Origin of the sequence: Gluconacetobacter sp. (assembly GCF_047721585.1) — a bacterium.
Classification (GTDB): Bacteria; Pseudomonadota; Alphaproteobacteria; order Acetobacterales; family Acetobacteraceae; genus Gluconacetobacter; species Gluconacetobacter dulcium.
The window spans coordinates 68,204-82,698 of record NZ_JBDNXE010000002.1 but is presented as its reverse complement, the minus strand read 5'-3'; the positions used below and the strand labels follow the sequence as shown (position 1 = coordinate 82,698).

Below are 14,495 nucleotides of genomic sequence, written 5' to 3'. Positions count from 1 at the left end.
AGGAAGGTCAGAGGTCGCCACACAGCACCGTTACCGGGCGGAAAAGTTCCAATTGGCGAATAACATGATCACGGAGGTGGCGGCTACCGACAGGGCTCTAGCCAGCCGGGAGCCTGCCCCCTTGGTCAGGTGAAGATTCAATGGATACATAGAAATGGAGACATAATAATGCGGGATATACCTAAATTACTGACGCAAATAGCTCAAGCTCAGTTTATTAAGGGATCATCCATCATTAGCGTAATCGCTAGAGGCGCTTTCCAGTTATTAGAGTGTTTTCTCGCGCTTCATATTTCGATAGAATTATTCAAGTGCGTTTTGATCTTCGGGTTGCCTCATGTAGTATATATCGCGTACTGCCTGATGGGGATCGTAATCCTTACCCTAATTTATGCACTCGGACAGGCACGGGAGCCTTCTAGCGATGACTAGCAAGGATGCCGCCGGGCGCGGCATCCTCAAGCACCCGAAATCCCTGTACGGATTCGAGGTCATGGATGACGTGCATAGAACGCGAGATGACCGACAACCAAGGGGCAGTGCGGATATGACCGCTGACAACCAGACGGCCCGAGAAAAATGGCTCCCTCACGCCATTGTAGGCGCGCTGTCCGGAATAGCCGGAAGCATGATCGTTCTCTATGCGATGTCGATAGGCGGGCACGCTGAGCGTCCCCGCCTATCGACGGTAGCATCGGCGTCATCATACCCCGCCTTTGATGCGATGGACCAAAAGCAGAAAGAGTTGGCGGACCGCATGGTCGCAGCGGTCGTGCAAGGTATCAAACCATGACTGAAAACCGGACGACCAGGAAAGGCAGCCTCACAATGGGAACGTGGATCACTGGCATGGTCCTCGGCATAGCCACGTTTGCGCTCGCCTATCATTTTGGCGCGCTCGACTCGATTATCTCGACCTGGACGCCGGCAGACCATCAAGGCACTCGCGCCCAACTGGAGTGGGGATGACGATGACTGACAACCAGACGACCCGCAAACGTGTCACTGAATGGCTTTGCGAGACAAAGACATACCCGAACGGCGCGACGTTCAGCCGCAAGCAAGCTCTATTGTGGACGACGTTGACGCTGGCAGTTGTGCCTCTGGTCGCGGTCAGCTTCACCATCTTGCTGAAATATGGCTGACAGCGAGACGACCGGATGTTGAGGGCTCGCCGGGAGCCCGTAAGGCAGCCGCCTGTGTAAGCTATTAGTTGACAAAAGTAAGCCGATAGCTTACATGGGGCGAAGATGATCAAGACCTTCGCAAACAAGCAGCTCAAGGCGCTGTGGGAAACGGGGAAGTCGAAGATCGATACCCGGTTTCATAGTCGAATCCTGCGTCGACTGGATGCACTCGACGCATCAACAACTGCAGAGGACATGAATCTCCCTGGGTTCGATTTTCATGCTCTCAAGGGTTATACACCGACCCGCTATACAGTTCATGTGAACGGGCCCTGGTGTATTACCTTCGAGTTCAAAGGCGGCGATGCTTATGTTCTTGATTTCGAGCAGTACCATTAGGAGATGACCATGGCTCGCGTCGTTAGTCGTTGCCCGACCCATCCAGGCGAATTGCTCCGCGAGGAGGTGATCCCAGCCACGGAGCGGAGCAAGGCCGAGATTGCACGGCTGCTCGGAATTTCCCGGCAGCATCTTTATGACATCCTGGCCGAGCGGAAGCCGGTGAGTCCGGAGGTCGGGGTCCGCTTGGGCAAGCTCTTTGGGAACGGACCCGGTCTTTGGATCCGGATGCAGGCCGCCTACGACGAGTGGCAGGCAGCGCGCACCGTCGACGTGTCGAACATCCCAACACTGCATGCAGCGACGTCAGCTCACCATGGCGCATCGACGTAGGAGAGCGCCTGATGCCTGACAACGATACGACCGCGGTCAGTGAGTGAACGTCCAAGAAAGGAGTGATAAAAGTGGTAGCTATCTGGGTTATAGCAAGCATGATCTTCGCCGCTGCCATGTCGATTTTATTTTGGCAGCTTTAGCGAAAATTGCTCGGGCGCCGCAAGCCGGCCTCGCGGACCAAAGGAAATCGCTCGACTGGCGAGCCCGAGGCACCAAGCAGAAGGGGCAGGTTTCGGAAACAGAACTCACAGAAATCCGGGCCAAGGCCCGCGCATTGATCGGGAAATAGGAGTCCCAGATGACTGACAAGCAGACGACCGGACTCGTTCGTTCAGTCCGACAGGTTTCAATCGCACTTGCCATAGGCTTTTGCTTGTGCGGTGTTCCAGCATTTGCAGAGACAAGCATCTTGCAGAGCCTTGGAAACGCCGTAGAGAGCGCGTTACCGTATCACACTTCTCCGACCACTGTTCTTCCTCCCGGCCTGTTGCTGGTGTTTGGCAGTAAGAAATACGCAATCTTTGGAACCGATTCATGTCCGTCCGACCCGATGGATACATCAGGCAGACGGGATTCCGAATGTGTGGAAATGACGCCCGGCATGGTCAAGTCGGTCGTTCTCGTGCCTGTCGGAAGCAAAGCCGCCCTCCACGCCAGGGTCGCGATTACCCGGACGGGTCAAGCGACCATAGTAGAGCTTACGTCGTTACTTTATCCTGACGGGCGCGCGCAGAGCATCACGCCGCCCCTGGTTGGGCGGGATGGTTAGTGATGGGAGCCTCGGACATGCCTGACAACGATACGACTGTATTGTCCCAGATGTGCAATTGGTGTTTCAATAAACATGGCTAAGCAACGATCTGATACCCATCTCCAAGAGGCTAGCTCGGAAGATATTGTAAGATCACACATTCCTGAGGAATGGTGTATCCGTAAATTACATCCCGATTACGGGGTTGACCTATCAATCGAGGTATTTGAGAGGAAAAATGACGGTATTCCAACCATGGGTGAATTTCTATATATTCAGCTAAAATCGACAAAAAAATTGCGCAGAAAGTCGGTGACACTGCGGGAGAGGTTAAACGTAGAGAAATTTCCGTTGTCTCATCGTTCCATCACCGGATCTAGTGACGAGAGGTATGAATTAGACGTCGTATCATACTCAATAGACATAGATACTCTCGACAACGCGAGATTGATGAGTGCGTCAACCCCATTGATGTTGTTTCTAGTTGATTCAATACAAAAGGACGTATATTTTATATGTCTCACTGATTATTACGAAAAAATTCTCCTTCCTAAAAATTTAGATTTTTCAACCAGATCTAGCGTGACTATTTACATACCTGTATCTAATCGACTCTCCGATTCCACGATAGATTTTCTTAGGCTATATGCCTCCAGGGCAAAACTGTATTCAATGTTTAATATCTGTAAATACCAGTACAACGAAATGAATTCATTACAATATCACTTCATCGAGACCTTTAACGAAAGGGAACTCTCAATACTTGAAGCAGACATCAACATAATAAGGCGTTTTTCGCAACGCGCCGCGTCCCTTCCCATCTGGGAGCGAGCACATCTATGGCCCCACTTGATGCACGCAAGAAGAACTCTTGAAGCCACGATCTTAGAGTTAGAGAAAAATACAATTGAGGTGATTAAAGCGGAGATGCCCAATGGGAACATTATTTCGGCTGACCATAGCAAGCTTCTCCAACACTGTAGCTACTCTTGGAAACTGTTGGCAAATTTGGGAAATGTATTCGAAGACATATGTCGCGAGTGGCTGATTCCTACTATACTTGGACAACTTTGTAGCGATATCTCGTCAGGAACTACGTTCCGCAAAATAGGAGATGGAGCTTGAACAATGCTGTATCCGTGCGGCGCCACTGTTGGCCGCGACCGGCCTAAGCTCACCCGCGTGAAGCGGTGTTCCCTGTGCGATGGTACAGGACGTAGAAATTACGTTACCTCCGGACGCGAAATCACACCGCCCCCGTTCGATATCGCAATACTTGGCGCGCTGGACGAACTGGGTGGGTTAAATACCGGCTACATTGCACGAGCGGTTGATCCTTGGGGATATGACTACAGCGCCCGTATATCCTCCGGCGGAGTACGGACCAGCTTGACGCAGATGCAGCGTGACAGGCTGGTCACAAATCTTGATGGCCAGAAGCCGGTCTACTGGGTCGGAACTCCGAAGGGCACCACAGCATACGAGGTAGCAAATGGCTGACAACGAGACGACCCCACCCCAGAGGCTCGGAACTGAACTGGCTATTACCATTCTCGGTACGCTAGCCGTCGGTAGTGGTCTGATTTTTCTCTCCGCCTGGTCCGGCTTAAATTTTGTGGGCTTCGGCGGGGCCATGCTCATGGTCGCGGGGGTTGGGCACGCGGGCCGCGTTGCAAAGCAGATTATCAGAAGGGAAGCATGACGTGGCCGACAACCAGACGACCGAACTTGTTGAATCATCAGACATAAAAGGCAGTGATAAATGGCTGCTCGGACTGCTTCCGATTGGTCTGGCCGGGTTGCTGCTTATCCTGTCATTCGGGCTTGAGCATCGACGTTATATGAATCTTGCTGTCGGATTAATCTGTGGCGCAGGTCTGATCTCTATTCTAGCATCAAGGATATTGCGGCGGAAAGGTTCACCACTAGCCGAAGACACTGCTCTTATATTCGGGCTAATGGCGGGTGTTATAATACTATTTGTTCAGCATTTGCTGTTCGCGGGTTTACTCGGCGCTCAGCGATGACCAGAGACAACGATACGACCGGGCACCGCTCGATTTTGGACACAACGTCACGCCGCACGCCAACGTGCCTCTCGCAGGACCCATAGGAAACCGACCGAACCGTTCAGAGCCTCTCGGCGCGGAGGGTCGCCTCGAATGTCGATACGACGTTGACACGCGGCACCGCAGGAGATTAGTATCAACACAGTTGATACTTGAGGTCGAATATGAGAGCCGTCGTGAAAAAATGGGGAAATAGCGCATCTATCCGCATCCCCGCCTCGGTGATGGTCGCTGCAGGCCTGAAGCTGGACCAACCGGTCGATGTTCGCGAGGAAAGCGGACGCGTGGTTATTGAGCCGGTCAGGCAAGCCGAATATGACCTGACAGAGCTGCTTTCGGGCATCACTCCGGACAATATCCATGCGGAAGTCGAATTTGGCTCGCCGGTCGGCCAGGAACGCCTCTGAGATGGCGGCGTATGTGCCTGACGCCGGCGACATCATCTGGCTCGAATTCTCGCCCCAGGCGGGCCATGAGCAGGCGGGTCATCGCCCCGCAGTTGTCCTGTCGCCGGCGACCTATAACCGCATTGGCCTGCTTTTATGTTGCCCGCTCACGACCAAGCGAAAAGGCTACCCATTTGAGGTGCCCATCGACAACGACCGCCAGAGCGCCGTCCTCGCCGACCAGGTGAAATCGCTCGACTGGCGAGCCCGGGGCGCCAAGCGCAAGGGAGAGGTTTCGGAATCAGAACTCGCCGAAATCCGGGCGAAAGCCCGCGCGCTGATCGGGAAATAGGAGTGCGAAATGACTGACACGCAGACGACCATCTCCGATATAAAAATAATTTATCCTGCCGCAGAGGTATTTGTTCTATCTTTTCAGCATAGGTTGACCGCGGAGCAAGCACGAATTGGTAGCGGTGTTACCCAATTGGTCAATCCCGTACCTATCCATCCTCCCGTGTCCACCTGTTACATGGTAGCCATGTATAATGGAGAAGTCGTCGGTGTGGCTACTATCAACCGTGCAGAAGAGATGTGCGAACTGTACAGGTTATATGTCTTGCCAGAATATCGACGTCATCATGTTGGCGCCACTCTTGTCGAGAGAGTGATCTTTGAAATGCAGTCCCAAGGTCTAAAGAGGATGAAGGTAGAGGCAATTCATTCAAGCGCACCGTTTTGGGAGAAAATGGCTCAGCGACACAGGTTTGCCGACGATTCCTGCCTCCAGAATATAATATTCATCCTGTAAATAATGCCCTGCTGTACGACGTTCTTCTTTCTGCTGGGGACAAACTTATGACCGACAGCAAAACGACCGGATGCTGAAGGCTCGCCGGGGGAGGCCGTAAGGCAATTGTCTGCGTAAGCTATCAGTTGACAAAAGTAAGCCGATAGCTTACATGGGGCAAAGATGATCAAGACCTTCGCAAACAAGCAGCTCAAGGCGCTGTGGGAAACGGGGAAGTCGAAGATCGATACCCGGTTTCATAGTCGAATCCTGCGTCGACTGGATGCACTCGACGCATCAACAACTGCAGAGGACATGAATCTCCCTGGGTTCGATTTTCATGCTCTCAAGGGTTATACACCGACCCGCTATACAGTTCATGTGAACGGGCCCTGGTGTATTACCTTCGAATTCAGAGGCGGCGATGCCTATGTTCTTGATTTCGAACAGTACCATTAGGAGGTAACCATGGCTCGCGTCGTTAGCCGTTGTCCGACCCATCCAGGCGAATTGCTCCGCGAAGAGGTAATCCCGGCCACGGAGCGCAGTAAGACCGAGATTGCGCGGCTGCTCGGAATTTCCCGGCAGCATCTTTATGACATCCTGACCGAGCGGAAGCCGGTGAGCCCGGAGGTCGGGGTCCGTTTGGGCAAGCTCTTTGGGAACGGTCCCGGTCTTTGGATCCGGATGCAGGCCGCTTACGACGAGTGGCAGGCAGCGCGCACCGTCGACGTGTCGAACATCCCGACACTGCATGCGGCGAGCTCACCTCACCATGGCGCGTCGACGTTGGAGAGCGCCTGATGCCTGACAACGATACGACCCCTGATCCAGCCGCGGATGCGAAAGCCGGGACCGCCTTTCAAGATGTATTCGACGAGGCGTTGCGACCCAACTCGCGCGCTGGACTGAATTTCTTCGCGGTCACAAAGGGCCTTGGCGGACATATGAGTAACGCCGCCCTGCGTTTACCGCGCGGAAAAGGAGGCAATAATGGCCAGTGACAACGAGACGACCGAGGTGCAGGACCTCATCGAAAGCGTGCGTGACGCCAGTCCCGCAGCGCGGGACGCGATCATGCGGGCGCATCTTGAGAAGCACTCGAGCGGAAACCTGCCGCTCATGCTGGGTGAGTTCTGGCCACCCGAAATGCAGTCCGAAGTGGACGCGGCGATCAGTGCGGCCCGCGCTATCATGCCGCCGTTCAAAGTGGGTGAATACGGTGGATATTGAACGCGCGATAGAAGTGGCGCTCCAGGCTCACAAGGGGCAGCGCGACAAAGGGGGGGCACCGTATATCCTCCATCCGCTGCGCGTCATGTTGGGCACCAGAACGCACGATGAACAAGTAGTAGCTGTGTTACACGACGTGGTTGAGGATAGCGCCTGGTCGCTCGACGAGTTGACGGCTTACGGGCTTACACCGGTCCAGGCGGTTGCCTTGGACGCGCTTACACGGCGCAGCGGCGAGACCTATGAGCAATTCATAACCCGCGCCGGGAAAAATTCGATCGGACAGGCGGTCAAAATCCTCGATCTTCGTGACAACATGGATTTGTCACGGATACCCCACCCCAGCGCGGCGGACAGAAGGCGGATCGAAAAATACCAACGCGCCCTGACCGCTCTCGTCGACAATGGAAGTGGCGATGTCTGACAACCAGATGACCCGCAGGAAGTCCATGATCCGTTCGGTGATCGTTTTCCTTCTTTCTCCTGTGGCGGCGAGCATCGCCCTCATCGTGGGGGTGCTGCATATGGCGACATATGTAGGCCCCGATCTTCGACAATTCGATCCCGAGACGGAAATGGGATTGCGCGTCTTCGGTTTGGCTGTTCTTGGCATCGTCGGAATCTATCTGGCAGGCCGACGCAGTGCGGCCGCACGCGACAAGAGGCAGGCGGAAGAAAGAACGGGCCATGCGTGATAAGCACACGCCTGGCAGCGGGCCGAAAGCGTTTCATGTCGAGCGGCAACATGCGCTCCGGGAACGGTTGCCGATGTGGACGGTCTGCCGTCCTACCACAACCGATTTTCAGGGCATGTGGCTCGCGCGCATGCACTTGTCATTGCCGTCACCCGAGCCGACCGAGCTGCTGATTGTCGGGGAGACTTTGGAAGCTGTCAGGGAACAATTGCCGGGCGGCCTGACGAACATCGGCCGCCAACAAGGCGACGATCCCGTCATTCATGAGGTGTGGCTATGACTGACGCCAAAACGACCGGGACCCGCCTATTATCTCACGCGAGGTCCTTTTCCCGAAGCTTCACAGATCTTTTCGACCTGTCGGCGCCGGTACGAGATTACTCAGTCGGAATGGAGGAAGATATTTCGACGGCCGCTTGGAAGGCGACCGGTCAGGCGATGCGGCAGGCGATGGGTGATGTGCAAGGTGCCGGACATGACTGACAAACAGACGACCGATAGGAAGAGCATCGAGGAGAAGAGACGCGAGTTCGCGCAAGCAAATGCACGAGTTCGCGGCGACGATTTGGCGAGGGCATTCGAAGCGAAACATGGTGTGCCTATGGAGCAATGGAAACGCACAAAAATAGCGTTCGGAATGCCCGAACAAAGTGCAAACAATACTGCCACTGCTATGGCAGAAGAAGCCCTTAATAGGAAAAATGAGGAAGACAGACAACCCGCAGAGGATTTCGCCGCTGGAATTGAGAAAAGTCAATCTGTACAAAGGACTCTTGGAGAGAGCCGGGCGAGGTTATCTGGAGAGACAGCAACCGAAAGGGGCGAGGCGAATGACTTGCAGGAAAACGACCACCAATAACATGCCGACCAAGATGTCTCGGGATGCTGCGCTCATTGAACTCAACGGCGAGACTTTCGTCCTCAACTTGTCTTCCACAGCCTGGCAGGAAATTCTGTCGATCACAGCGCGAGACGCTGGTGGTAATTTGCCTGTCGCAAGGGTGCCGAACCAATCCGTCCTTGATCGAATTTCCTCCTAATAGGAATGATTACAAATGCCTGACAAGCAGACGACCATGACACTGACAACAAGAGAAAGCCTTGGATTTCTCTGCCTACCGATCGGCATATTCGGCGGCCCATTGTTGTATTGCATTGCTCACAGCATGTTTGGTGCCGCTTCGATCATCACTGGGTTCGTGCTGGTGGCCAGTGTTCTGCTCTGTCGGGGCTTCAATAAATGACTGACAACGATACGACCGGCCCACGGCCTTGGGGGATGCCTCGAAGCTGCGTTCGTGATAGCACTGGGCCTACCGGCCGACGTAGTCGAGCACGCCAACGCCGGCGACCAGGACGCGACGAGGGCGCTCAACGCGGATTTCCGCGATGCGGGGGGCAACCGATCCGTTCGTATTACGTGCCCGTCCGACCTTGATATAGGTATTAGAAATATTGACTAAATGGCTCAGATGAAAGGCTTAAATATAAAATACGAATTGAATCAGATTCTTACCCTTTTGGGCAAAGCCAATCTGGCATTTTCCGGATTTGTAGCTGCCATTGCAGGGAGCTCTTTTCCAACATATCATGTATTAATGTTCTCATCGAAATGCGGTGAGCGTATGCTGGCACGGATAGCATATGATCATTTTTCTCTCGCAATTGGGTACAGCTTTTTTTCATTTATACTATCAGTTGTATTTTTTATATTTAAAACGCTTTTTGGGCGCAACATCGGAGTATACGTTCTTCTAATTTGTGTAGTCCCGCTCGGCGGTGCGATATATTATAACTATAAGGCATTAATTCCGTGCGTCACTTTCATCGGTTCCAGTACGCCTCATGCCATTGCACAGTCACACCGATGTGCCCCAGAGCCATTTAATGACCGGCCCAGCGCCGATTGAAGACGCTTCGGAGTACGCCATGTGGCTCCAGGCACGAGGTAAGCAGCAAGCGGAGTTCGACCGCACGATTGGGGGTTCCGAAAGTCGACAAAGGCTATCGTCTCAAAGCGATGGAATCGCATGTCGGCTACGACAGAGTGACCAGTAGGTTGGAGGCGCATCGTGACTGACAAGCAGACGACGGTGACGAAATTTCCCCAGCCAGCCGATCGGTTAGCGACCGTCTGCATGCCGTGGCATGCACGCGAAATCAGAGCTAATTTTATACGGGCAGCGAAATGCTTCGTGTGCGGGCGGGATGTCGCCGCTCCCACACAGGCTTGCCGATCGATTTGCCTCTATTGTGCAATGGAGAGGGGTCAAATTGAGCCCGTGGAGAAAGAGCCTCCAGAATGGAGATGAAGGTGTAAAGGCATGACCGACAGCCATACGACCGGGAGACAGGAGCAGTGAGCCTTGCCCGCGCCATTCTGATCCGCCGGGAGCGCCAACGGCGAGAAGGAGCCAGTCGAAGGGAAAGGCTCTCCGTCTCGCCTCTCCTCCGGAACACTTTTGCCGCCGACAAGCAGCTTCAGCGAGCATGGAGGGCGGGCGGCGTGCCCTTTTGGAGGCGCCTGCTTCGGGCCTTGTTGATTCAAGGATGACGGCCAGTGCAGACAAGCAGACAGCCGGAGAACGGGCACAATGAATGTGGAAACCGTGCCTGATGACTGGATACACAGATGGTTTGATCCGCCAACCGGCCATGTCTGGGCTGTAGCGATGGCGATGGTGGCTGTCTGACTGGGCTTTGTACGGTGCTGGCCGAATATCCAGAAACTACGCAGGAGAGCTGGTGACTGACATGCGTACGACCGCCCTACCGGGCCGGTGGCGCGACCGTGGTCCACCCAGCCGGAACTGCCGGGCATCGCCCGGGATGACGCCACGCCCCACCGCATACCTCGCGAACAGAAGTGAGAAGTATCTTTGTCCACGCAATTGCATGTTCTGACCGCCAAAATCGCCGCCGCCTATGTCTCTCACGTCAAGATGCCGCCTGACGCACTGCCGCGCTTGCTGACATCGCTCTATGACACGCTCGCTGGCCTGGGCGCGGCGCTCGAGGTTCCGCCGGCGCGTACCCCGGCGGTGCCGCCGAAGGAATCGGTGTTCCCGGGCCATATCATCTGTCTGGAGGACGGTCGGCCGTTCAAGACCCTGAAGCGTCACCTGATGAGTGCCTACAACCTGACCCCGGACCAGTACCGGGCGCGCTGGAACCTGCCGGCCGATTATCCGATGGTGGCGCCGAACTACAGTGCTCACCGGACCCGGCTGGCCAAGGCCGCGGGGCTCGGCGGCGCGGCGGCTCCGCCAGCGGAGACCCCACCCGATGTCGTCGAAGGCCTGGTGGTCACCAGGATCCCTGCCGCCCGGCGCGGCCGGCGGCGAAACGCCTGATCGCGCCGCCTGACAGCGGGCCAGATCGCCGCACGTCCTCGGCTGGGCGCTACAACGGTTCGCGACCAGATCGGTGATGCCCTGTTCGCCCGGGGGACGCCGGCCCCGCTGCCCGTGGATATGTGCATCGTCCTGCGGACCGCGCTCTGCCCGTGGACAGTCCGTGGACAACATGACGTTGCCCACCGATTGCCCGCGGGCGCCACGCTCGACGCACATCTCCACCGGCACACCAGCAGCAGGATCTTGTTTTTATTAACCTGACGTTTACCAAGATGGCGCAGCCTTTGGCTGCGGCATCTCCTGTCCCAATTCCGAGCAGAGCCATGAGCAAAGCATTTATCGCCGCCGTCCTTCAGGATTCCCTCGACTGCACCGGCGTTGCAGCCGCCCGCGGCGCCGAAGCGCTCCTCGGCGCGATCGTCGCCGAACTGCAGAACGAGGGAAGCTTTACGTTACCGTCCTTCGGAACCTTCACGGTGCGCGAGACCAACGCACGCCGAGCCGTCAATCCCCGCACCGGCGAGCCCGTCTCGGTCGAGGCCGGGCGGACGGTCCGCTTCAAGGCCAGCCCGCTGCTCAAGAAGGCAGTCTGAATGCTGCCCGGGACCGGGAGTGGGCCAACAATCCCCAGCCCGCCTCTGGTCCTGGTCGTCCGCCCGCGCCGCGCACCTGACGCACCGCAACTCGCCCGGATCCTGATCAATCAGGAAGAGAGCCGTGTCCGCGACGAAGCTGGTGCGGTCGTCCGGGCTAAGCTGACCATCACCTATCGCCGTCTCGCCGACAATCCGGAACGCCACCCACACCCGACCCGGCGGTTCCTGGCGTGCTACGCACGCGAGTGGGACGACCGCGCCCGCATCAGCCTAGCTTCGCACAGCCCCACAGGGGGCGCGATCTTGCTCGACCTGGAGGGGCTGGAGGGCAACCGCATCGGCTCCTTCCTGATGAATCTGGTCGTCGCCTGGGCCCGGCAATGGCCGGACGCCGAGGTGAATCCGATCATCCTGCTTGCGCATCAGGCACATGGCGACAATACGATCCGGCGCAACCGGCTCTACGAGCAGTTCGGCATCGTGTTCGCCTATACGGACGATACCAAAGCAGCGGGTACCGCCAGGGAGATGCGTGCCGCCCAACTCCAACCTTGGGCGCATCTGCCGGAGAATCTGTCGGTGCTCCCACTCAAGTCGGCGTTCGACGAGCAGCATCGCGAACTCGACGCCTTGCGTCAGTCCCAGCAAACGATGCAGCTGCGCGACCGGGCTCTCCGCGGTGAACTCCAGCGCGCGATGGCGCATCCGCTACGCTTCGCCGCCCGGCGGATCTGGTATCGTCACGCCGCGCTGCTGGTCGGCGCGGCATCACTCGTGGTCCTCGGCGGCCTCTCCCTGCTGGCGCGGGTGCGCTGACCCGCTCCGCCCTCCAAGCCCCCCGAGGCCCAGGGCTTCCAGACGGCTACCCGCATTGCGTACCGCCTGATCCGCCGCCGCCATCGCCGCCTCGAGATCCGCATAATCCGGTTGCCAGCGCGCCAGCGGTGACAAGGTAGTCGGCACCGGCGCTTCCTCGACCAACGCCTCCTCGACTGCCGCCACGCGGATCCGGCCGGCGCCGCGCCGCGCCCGCCGCGGCAGGGCCACCTCCTCGGCCAGCGGCGCCAGCCCCTTCAGCCCGAACAGCCGACGCGCGCTACGATGAGTGACCTCGACCACCACACCCTGATCAGCGAACCGGTCGAGCAGCGCCAGGGCGTTCTTCGGCGCCATTCCCAGGCGGTCGGCCAGCGTGCCGGCCGAGATCAGCGGCGCGGCCGCAATCAGATCCAGTGCCGCCGGCGCCCGCGAGTTCCGGCGCCGTCCGGTCGCGACGATCTGGCGCGCCTGGCGCCACGCCTGTTCCAGCAGACCGAGCTGGCGCAGCGCGTCGCGCGCCTCTGCGGCCAGCGCCTGCAGGAAGAGCGGCGCCCACGCGGCAAAGCCCCACGGCACGTCCGCCTGCAGCGCTGCCGCCCCGGTCAGCGGCAGTGGTGTCCGCAGCAGCGTGGCGCCGAGATGGCGCACGATCGCAGTGCGCATCGCCGGCCGTGCATGACCGGCTTCGAGCCAGTCATGCAGCCCGCGCGCGACGCCCAGCAGCGGGCTTTCAGCCGGCGCGCCACGCGTGAGGAACGCCATCGCCTCCTGCACCGCGCCTTCCTGGTCGAAGTCGGGGGCCACCAGCCACTGATACTGGACAAACGCATGGCGGGCCGCCTCGAACACCCCGCCACGGTCCTCATCGCCGAGCCGCAACGGCAGATGCTCGATCACCGCCGCCAGATGCCAGGGGTCGATCGCATAGCCGTCGACCGCCGCCTGCCGGCGCACCGCATCCAGCCGCAGTCGGTGCAACGAAGCCGGCAGCAATGGATGGCCATGCAGCGCCTGGTCGAGCCGGCCGAGGGCAAATGCGGCATCAGCGACCGCAGCCATGAGCGATACCATGCTGGTCGGCCTAAATCTGGCGCCGCCGCTGCGGCAGCGCGCGATCATGCGCTTCCAGCGGGGCGAACAAGGAGTACGACATGAAGGGGGGTCCGTGCGCCAATGCGATGTCACCGCCGCTGTCGCGTGAGTTTCTCAATTGGAACGGTCAGCACCTCGTTAAGCGGATAGTCGCCCGTGGCCACGGTGACCTGGACCTGCGCAAGCCATGCTTCTGTGGCGACATGCCACCGCAGTTCAATCAAGGACACGGGAACCGCACTCTTGCGATCAGGATGGAAGAGCAGAGTATCTCTTCCGGAGATCAGTCCTTCCACCTGAAGAATTGTCTTAACTGTGTACGGTATCGTCGTTTTCCCATCTTTCATTAATCGATACCTGCTGTCTCTCTCTCCGTCCATATGAGAACAGCGAAACCCGATACCACCCGTGATGGCCCAGGGCTCATATTGATCACACGGGGCAAGACGCCGCCCCATGATCTGCGGCGTGCGATTAGCGGATCGAGATTACGCTATCTTGCATCTAGGGTAAATCTCGGCGGACGCCTGCAAATCAGCCCCCTCCCCCGCCTCTACTTCCGATAATTACACTTGTCGGAAGTAGGTGGCGGGCCGGCCCATTCGCTGCTACATCACGCTTTACCGCCCACCTGGAGCCCGTCAGCCGATGTCGAGCATGGATCTGTCTGCCATCAGTATGCGCGGCCTGAGCTATCAGTCCGGCCTGGACGCGATCCGCCTCGCTGCGCGTACCGCGCAGCACGGCCTGCTGATTTATATGTCGGGCGAAAGTAAGGTTCAGGCGGCCTACGCAGGCGCGTGCGGATTGATAGGTGCAAGTGAGGACCGGGATATGCTGTGGGGA

The 14,495-nt window shown here is 57.5% G+C and carries 24 protein-coding genes; 22 read left to right on the top strand and 2 right to left on the bottom strand.

The features are described from left to right. Positions 1 to 424: 424 nt before the first annotated feature. The 21 genes from ABF821_RS01035 to ABF821_RS00935 all read left to right on the top strand — a co-directional run bounded on the left by ABF821_RS01035 (position 425) and on the right by ABF821_RS00935 (position 12,554). Positions 425 to 793, top strand: a complete 369-nt coding sequence (locus ABF821_RS01035) for a hypothetical protein (protein WP_415528761.1) — start codon at positions 425 to 427, stop codon at positions 791 to 793. A 178-nt stretch (positions 794 to 971) separates the two neighbouring features. Further along, the gene (locus tag ABF821_RS01030; RefSeq protein WP_415528760.1) at positions 972 to 1,145 is read left to right on the top strand and encodes a hypothetical protein; all 174 of its coding nucleotides are present in this window, start codon (positions 972 to 974) and stop codon (positions 1,143 to 1,145) included. Between the two features lie 105 nt (positions 1,146 to 1,250). Beyond that, the gene (locus ABF821_RS01025; RefSeq protein ID WP_415528759.1) at positions 1,251 to 1,526 is read left to right on the top strand and encodes a type II toxin-antitoxin system RelE/ParE family toxin; all 276 of its coding nucleotides are present in this window, start codon (positions 1,251 to 1,253) and stop codon (positions 1,524 to 1,526) included. A 9-nt stretch (positions 1,527 to 1,535) separates the two neighbouring features. Next, positions 1,536 to 1,859, top strand: coding sequence for a HigA family addiction module antitoxin (locus ABF821_RS01020; protein ID WP_415528758.1), 324 nt, complete (start codon positions 1,536 to 1,538; stop codon positions 1,857 to 1,859). An 847-nt stretch (positions 1,860 to 2,706) separates the two neighbouring features. Beyond that, positions 2,707 to 3,738, top strand: coding sequence for a DUF4365 domain-containing protein (locus ABF821_RS01015; RefSeq protein WP_415528757.1), 1,032 nt, complete (start codon positions 2,707 to 2,709; stop codon positions 3,736 to 3,738). Positions 3,739 to 4,316: 578 nt separating this feature from the next. Beyond that, a complete protein-coding gene (locus ABF821_RS01010) occupies positions 4,317 to 4,640 on the top strand; it encodes a hypothetical protein (RefSeq protein ID WP_415528756.1) in 324 nt (107 codons plus the stop codon). Between the two features lie 206 nt (positions 4,641 to 4,846). Then, entirely contained in the window at positions 4,847 to 5,089 is a 243-nt protein-coding gene (locus tag ABF821_RS01005; RefSeq protein ID WP_415528755.1) for an AbrB/MazE/SpoVT family DNA-binding domain-containing protein, read from the top strand. 1 nt (position 5,090) lies between these two features. Beyond that, a complete protein-coding gene (gene mazF / locus ABF821_RS01000; protein ID WP_415528754.1) occupies positions 5,091 to 5,420 on the top strand; it encodes an endoribonuclease MazF in 330 nt (109 codons plus the stop codon). Positions 5,421 to 5,429: 9 nt separating this feature from the next. After that, positions 5,430 to 5,879, top strand: a complete 450-nt coding sequence (locus ABF821_RS00995; protein WP_415528753.1) for a GNAT family N-acetyltransferase — start codon at positions 5,430 to 5,432, stop codon at positions 5,877 to 5,879. Between the two features lie 162 nt (positions 5,880 to 6,041). Beyond that, entirely contained in the window at positions 6,042 to 6,317 is a 276-nt protein-coding gene (locus ABF821_RS00990) for a type II toxin-antitoxin system RelE/ParE family toxin (protein ID WP_415528752.1), read from the top strand. A gap of 9 nt (positions 6,318 to 6,326) precedes the next feature. Next, the gene (locus ABF821_RS00985; RefSeq protein ID WP_415528751.1) at positions 6,327 to 6,662 is read left to right on the top strand and encodes a HigA family addiction module antitoxin; all 336 of its coding nucleotides are present in this window, start codon (positions 6,327 to 6,329) and stop codon (positions 6,660 to 6,662) included. Then, positions 6,662 to 6,862, top strand: coding sequence for a hypothetical protein (locus ABF821_RS00980; protein WP_415528750.1), 201 nt, complete (start codon positions 6,662 to 6,664; stop codon positions 6,860 to 6,862). The genes ABF821_RS00985 and ABF821_RS00980 overlap by 1 nt, the downstream gene beginning before the upstream one ends. Beyond that, positions 6,852 to 7,091 (top strand): hypothetical protein, encoded by a 240-nt coding sequence (locus ABF821_RS00975; RefSeq protein ID WP_415528749.1) that lies wholly within the window; start codon positions 6,852 to 6,854, stop codon positions 7,089 to 7,091. Before ABF821_RS00980 ends, ABF821_RS00975 begins: the two co-directional genes overlap by 11 nt. Then, positions 7,081 to 7,515: a hypothetical protein gene (locus ABF821_RS00970; RefSeq protein WP_415528748.1), complete on the top strand. Its 435-nt coding sequence runs from the start codon at positions 7,081 to 7,083 to the stop codon at positions 7,513 to 7,515. The genes ABF821_RS00975 and ABF821_RS00970 overlap by 11 nt, the downstream gene beginning before the upstream one ends. After that, a complete protein-coding gene (locus ABF821_RS00965; protein WP_415528747.1) occupies positions 7,496 to 7,786 on the top strand; it encodes a hypothetical protein in 291 nt (96 codons plus the stop codon). Before ABF821_RS00970 ends, ABF821_RS00965 begins: the two co-directional genes overlap by 20 nt. After that, positions 7,779 to 8,066 (top strand): hypothetical protein, encoded by a 288-nt coding sequence (locus tag ABF821_RS00960; protein WP_415528746.1) that lies wholly within the window; start codon positions 7,779 to 7,781, stop codon positions 8,064 to 8,066. Before ABF821_RS00965 ends, ABF821_RS00960 begins: the two co-directional genes overlap by 8 nt. Positions 8,067 to 8,261: 195 nt before the next feature. Then, the gene (locus ABF821_RS00955; protein WP_415528745.1) at positions 8,262 to 8,645 is read left to right on the top strand and encodes a hypothetical protein; all 384 of its coding nucleotides are present in this window, start codon (positions 8,262 to 8,264) and stop codon (positions 8,643 to 8,645) included. A gap of 196 nt (positions 8,646 to 8,841) precedes the next feature. Further along, positions 8,842 to 9,030, top strand: coding sequence for a hypothetical protein (locus tag ABF821_RS00950; RefSeq protein ID WP_415528744.1), 189 nt, complete (start codon positions 8,842 to 8,844; stop codon positions 9,028 to 9,030). Positions 9,031 to 10,665: 1,635 nt separating this feature from the next. After that, entirely contained in the window at positions 10,666 to 11,139 is a 474-nt protein-coding gene (locus tag ABF821_RS00945; RefSeq protein ID WP_415528743.1) for a MucR family transcriptional regulator, read from the top strand. A gap of 326 nt (positions 11,140 to 11,465) precedes the next feature. Continuing rightward, positions 11,466 to 11,735 carry an HU family DNA-binding protein gene (locus ABF821_RS00940; protein WP_415528742.1) on the top strand — a complete coding sequence of 90 codons (270 nt, stop codon included), beginning with the start codon at positions 11,466 to 11,468 and terminating at the stop codon, positions 11,733 to 11,735. Then, complete coding sequence (locus ABF821_RS00935; protein WP_415528741.1) at positions 11,736 to 12,554, top strand: hypothetical protein; 819 nt, start codon at positions 11,736 to 11,738, stop codon at positions 12,552 to 12,554. On the opposite strand, the gene ABF821_RS00930 is transcribed toward ABF821_RS00935, so the two are convergent. After that, positions 12,507 to 13,676, bottom strand: a complete 1,170-nt coding sequence (locus ABF821_RS00930; RefSeq protein ID WP_415528740.1) for a hypothetical protein — start codon at positions 13,674 to 13,676, stop codon at positions 12,507 to 12,509. The two genes, ABF821_RS00935 and ABF821_RS00930, sit on opposite strands and share 48 nt — an antisense overlap. 62 nt (positions 13,677 to 13,738) lie before the next feature. Then, entirely contained in the window at positions 13,739 to 13,996 is a 258-nt protein-coding gene (locus ABF821_RS00925; RefSeq protein WP_415528739.1) for a hypothetical protein, read from the bottom strand. Positions 13,997 to 14,297: 301 nt separating this feature from the next. Between ABF821_RS00925 and ABF821_RS00920 the strand changes: the two genes are divergently transcribed. After that, positions 14,298 to 14,495, top strand: a 198-nt coding sequence (locus tag ABF821_RS00920) for a hypothetical protein (RefSeq protein WP_415528738.1), incomplete at its 3' end; no start/stop codon positions are given.

Excerpts from the sequence above, each read along its gene's own strand:
- ABF821_RS00960 (WP_415528746.1), top strand. The coding sequence starts at position 7,779 with ATGCGTGATAAGCACACGCCTGGCAGCGGGCCGAAAGCGTTTCATGTC.
- ABF821_RS00980 (WP_415528750.1), top strand. The coding sequence starts at position 6,662 with ATGCCTGACAACGATACGACCCCTGATCCAGCCGCGGATGCGAAAGCC.
- ABF821_RS00940 (WP_415528742.1), top strand. The coding sequence starts at position 11,466 with ATGAGCAAAGCATTTATCGCCGCCGTCCTTCAGGATTCCCTCGACTGC.
- ABF821_RS00990 (WP_415528752.1), top strand. The coding sequence starts at position 6,042 with ATGATCAAGACCTTCGCAAACAAGCAGCTCAAGGCGCTGTGGGAAACG.
- ABF821_RS01025 (WP_415528759.1), top strand. The coding sequence starts at position 1,251 with ATGATCAAGACCTTCGCAAACAAGCAGCTCAAGGCGCTGTGGGAAACG.
- ABF821_RS00935 (WP_415528741.1), top strand. The coding sequence starts at position 11,736 with ATGCTGCCCGGGACCGGGAGTGGGCCAACAATCCCCAGCCCGCCTCTG.
- ABF821_RS01015 (WP_415528757.1), top strand. The coding sequence starts at position 2,707 with ATGGCTAAGCAACGATCTGATACCCATCTCCAAGAGGCTAGCTCGGAA.
- ABF821_RS01005 (WP_415528755.1), top strand. The coding sequence starts at position 4,847 with ATGAGAGCCGTCGTGAAAAAATGGGGAAATAGCGCATCTATCCGCATC.
- ABF821_RS00950 (WP_415528744.1), top strand. The coding sequence starts at position 8,842 with ATGCCTGACAAGCAGACGACCATGACACTGACAACAAGAGAAAGCCTT.
- ABF821_RS00930 (WP_415528740.1), bottom strand. The coding sequence starts at position 13,676 with ATGATCGCGCGCTGCCGCAGCGGCGGCGCCAGATTTAGGCCGACCAGC.
- ABF821_RS00955 (WP_415528745.1), top strand. The coding sequence starts at position 8,262 with ATGACTGACAAACAGACGACCGATAGGAAGAGCATCGAGGAGAAGAGA.
- ABF821_RS00965 (WP_415528747.1), top strand. The coding sequence starts at position 7,496 with ATGGAAGTGGCGATGTCTGACAACCAGATGACCCGCAGGAAGTCCATG.
- ABF821_RS00995 (WP_415528753.1), top strand. The coding sequence starts at position 5,430 with ATGACTGACACGCAGACGACCATCTCCGATATAAAAATAATTTATCCT.
- ABF821_RS01035 (WP_415528761.1), top strand. The coding sequence starts at position 425 with ATGACTAGCAAGGATGCCGCCGGGCGCGGCATCCTCAAGCACCCGAAA.
- ABF821_RS01030 (WP_415528760.1), top strand. The coding sequence starts at position 972 with ATGACTGACAACCAGACGACCCGCAAACGTGTCACTGAATGGCTTTGC.
- ABF821_RS00985 (WP_415528751.1), top strand. The coding sequence starts at position 6,327 with ATGGCTCGCGTCGTTAGCCGTTGTCCGACCCATCCAGGCGAATTGCTC.
- ABF821_RS01020 (WP_415528758.1), top strand. The coding sequence starts at position 1,536 with ATGGCTCGCGTCGTTAGTCGTTGCCCGACCCATCCAGGCGAATTGCTC.
- ABF821_RS00975 (WP_415528749.1), top strand. The coding sequence starts at position 6,852 with ATGGCCAGTGACAACGAGACGACCGAGGTGCAGGACCTCATCGAAAGC.
- ABF821_RS00925 (WP_415528739.1), bottom strand. The coding sequence starts at position 13,996 with ATGAAAGATGGGAAAACGACGATACCGTACACAGTTAAGACAATTCTT.
- mazF (WP_415528754.1), top strand. The coding sequence starts at position 5,091 with ATGGCGGCGTATGTGCCTGACGCCGGCGACATCATCTGGCTCGAATTC.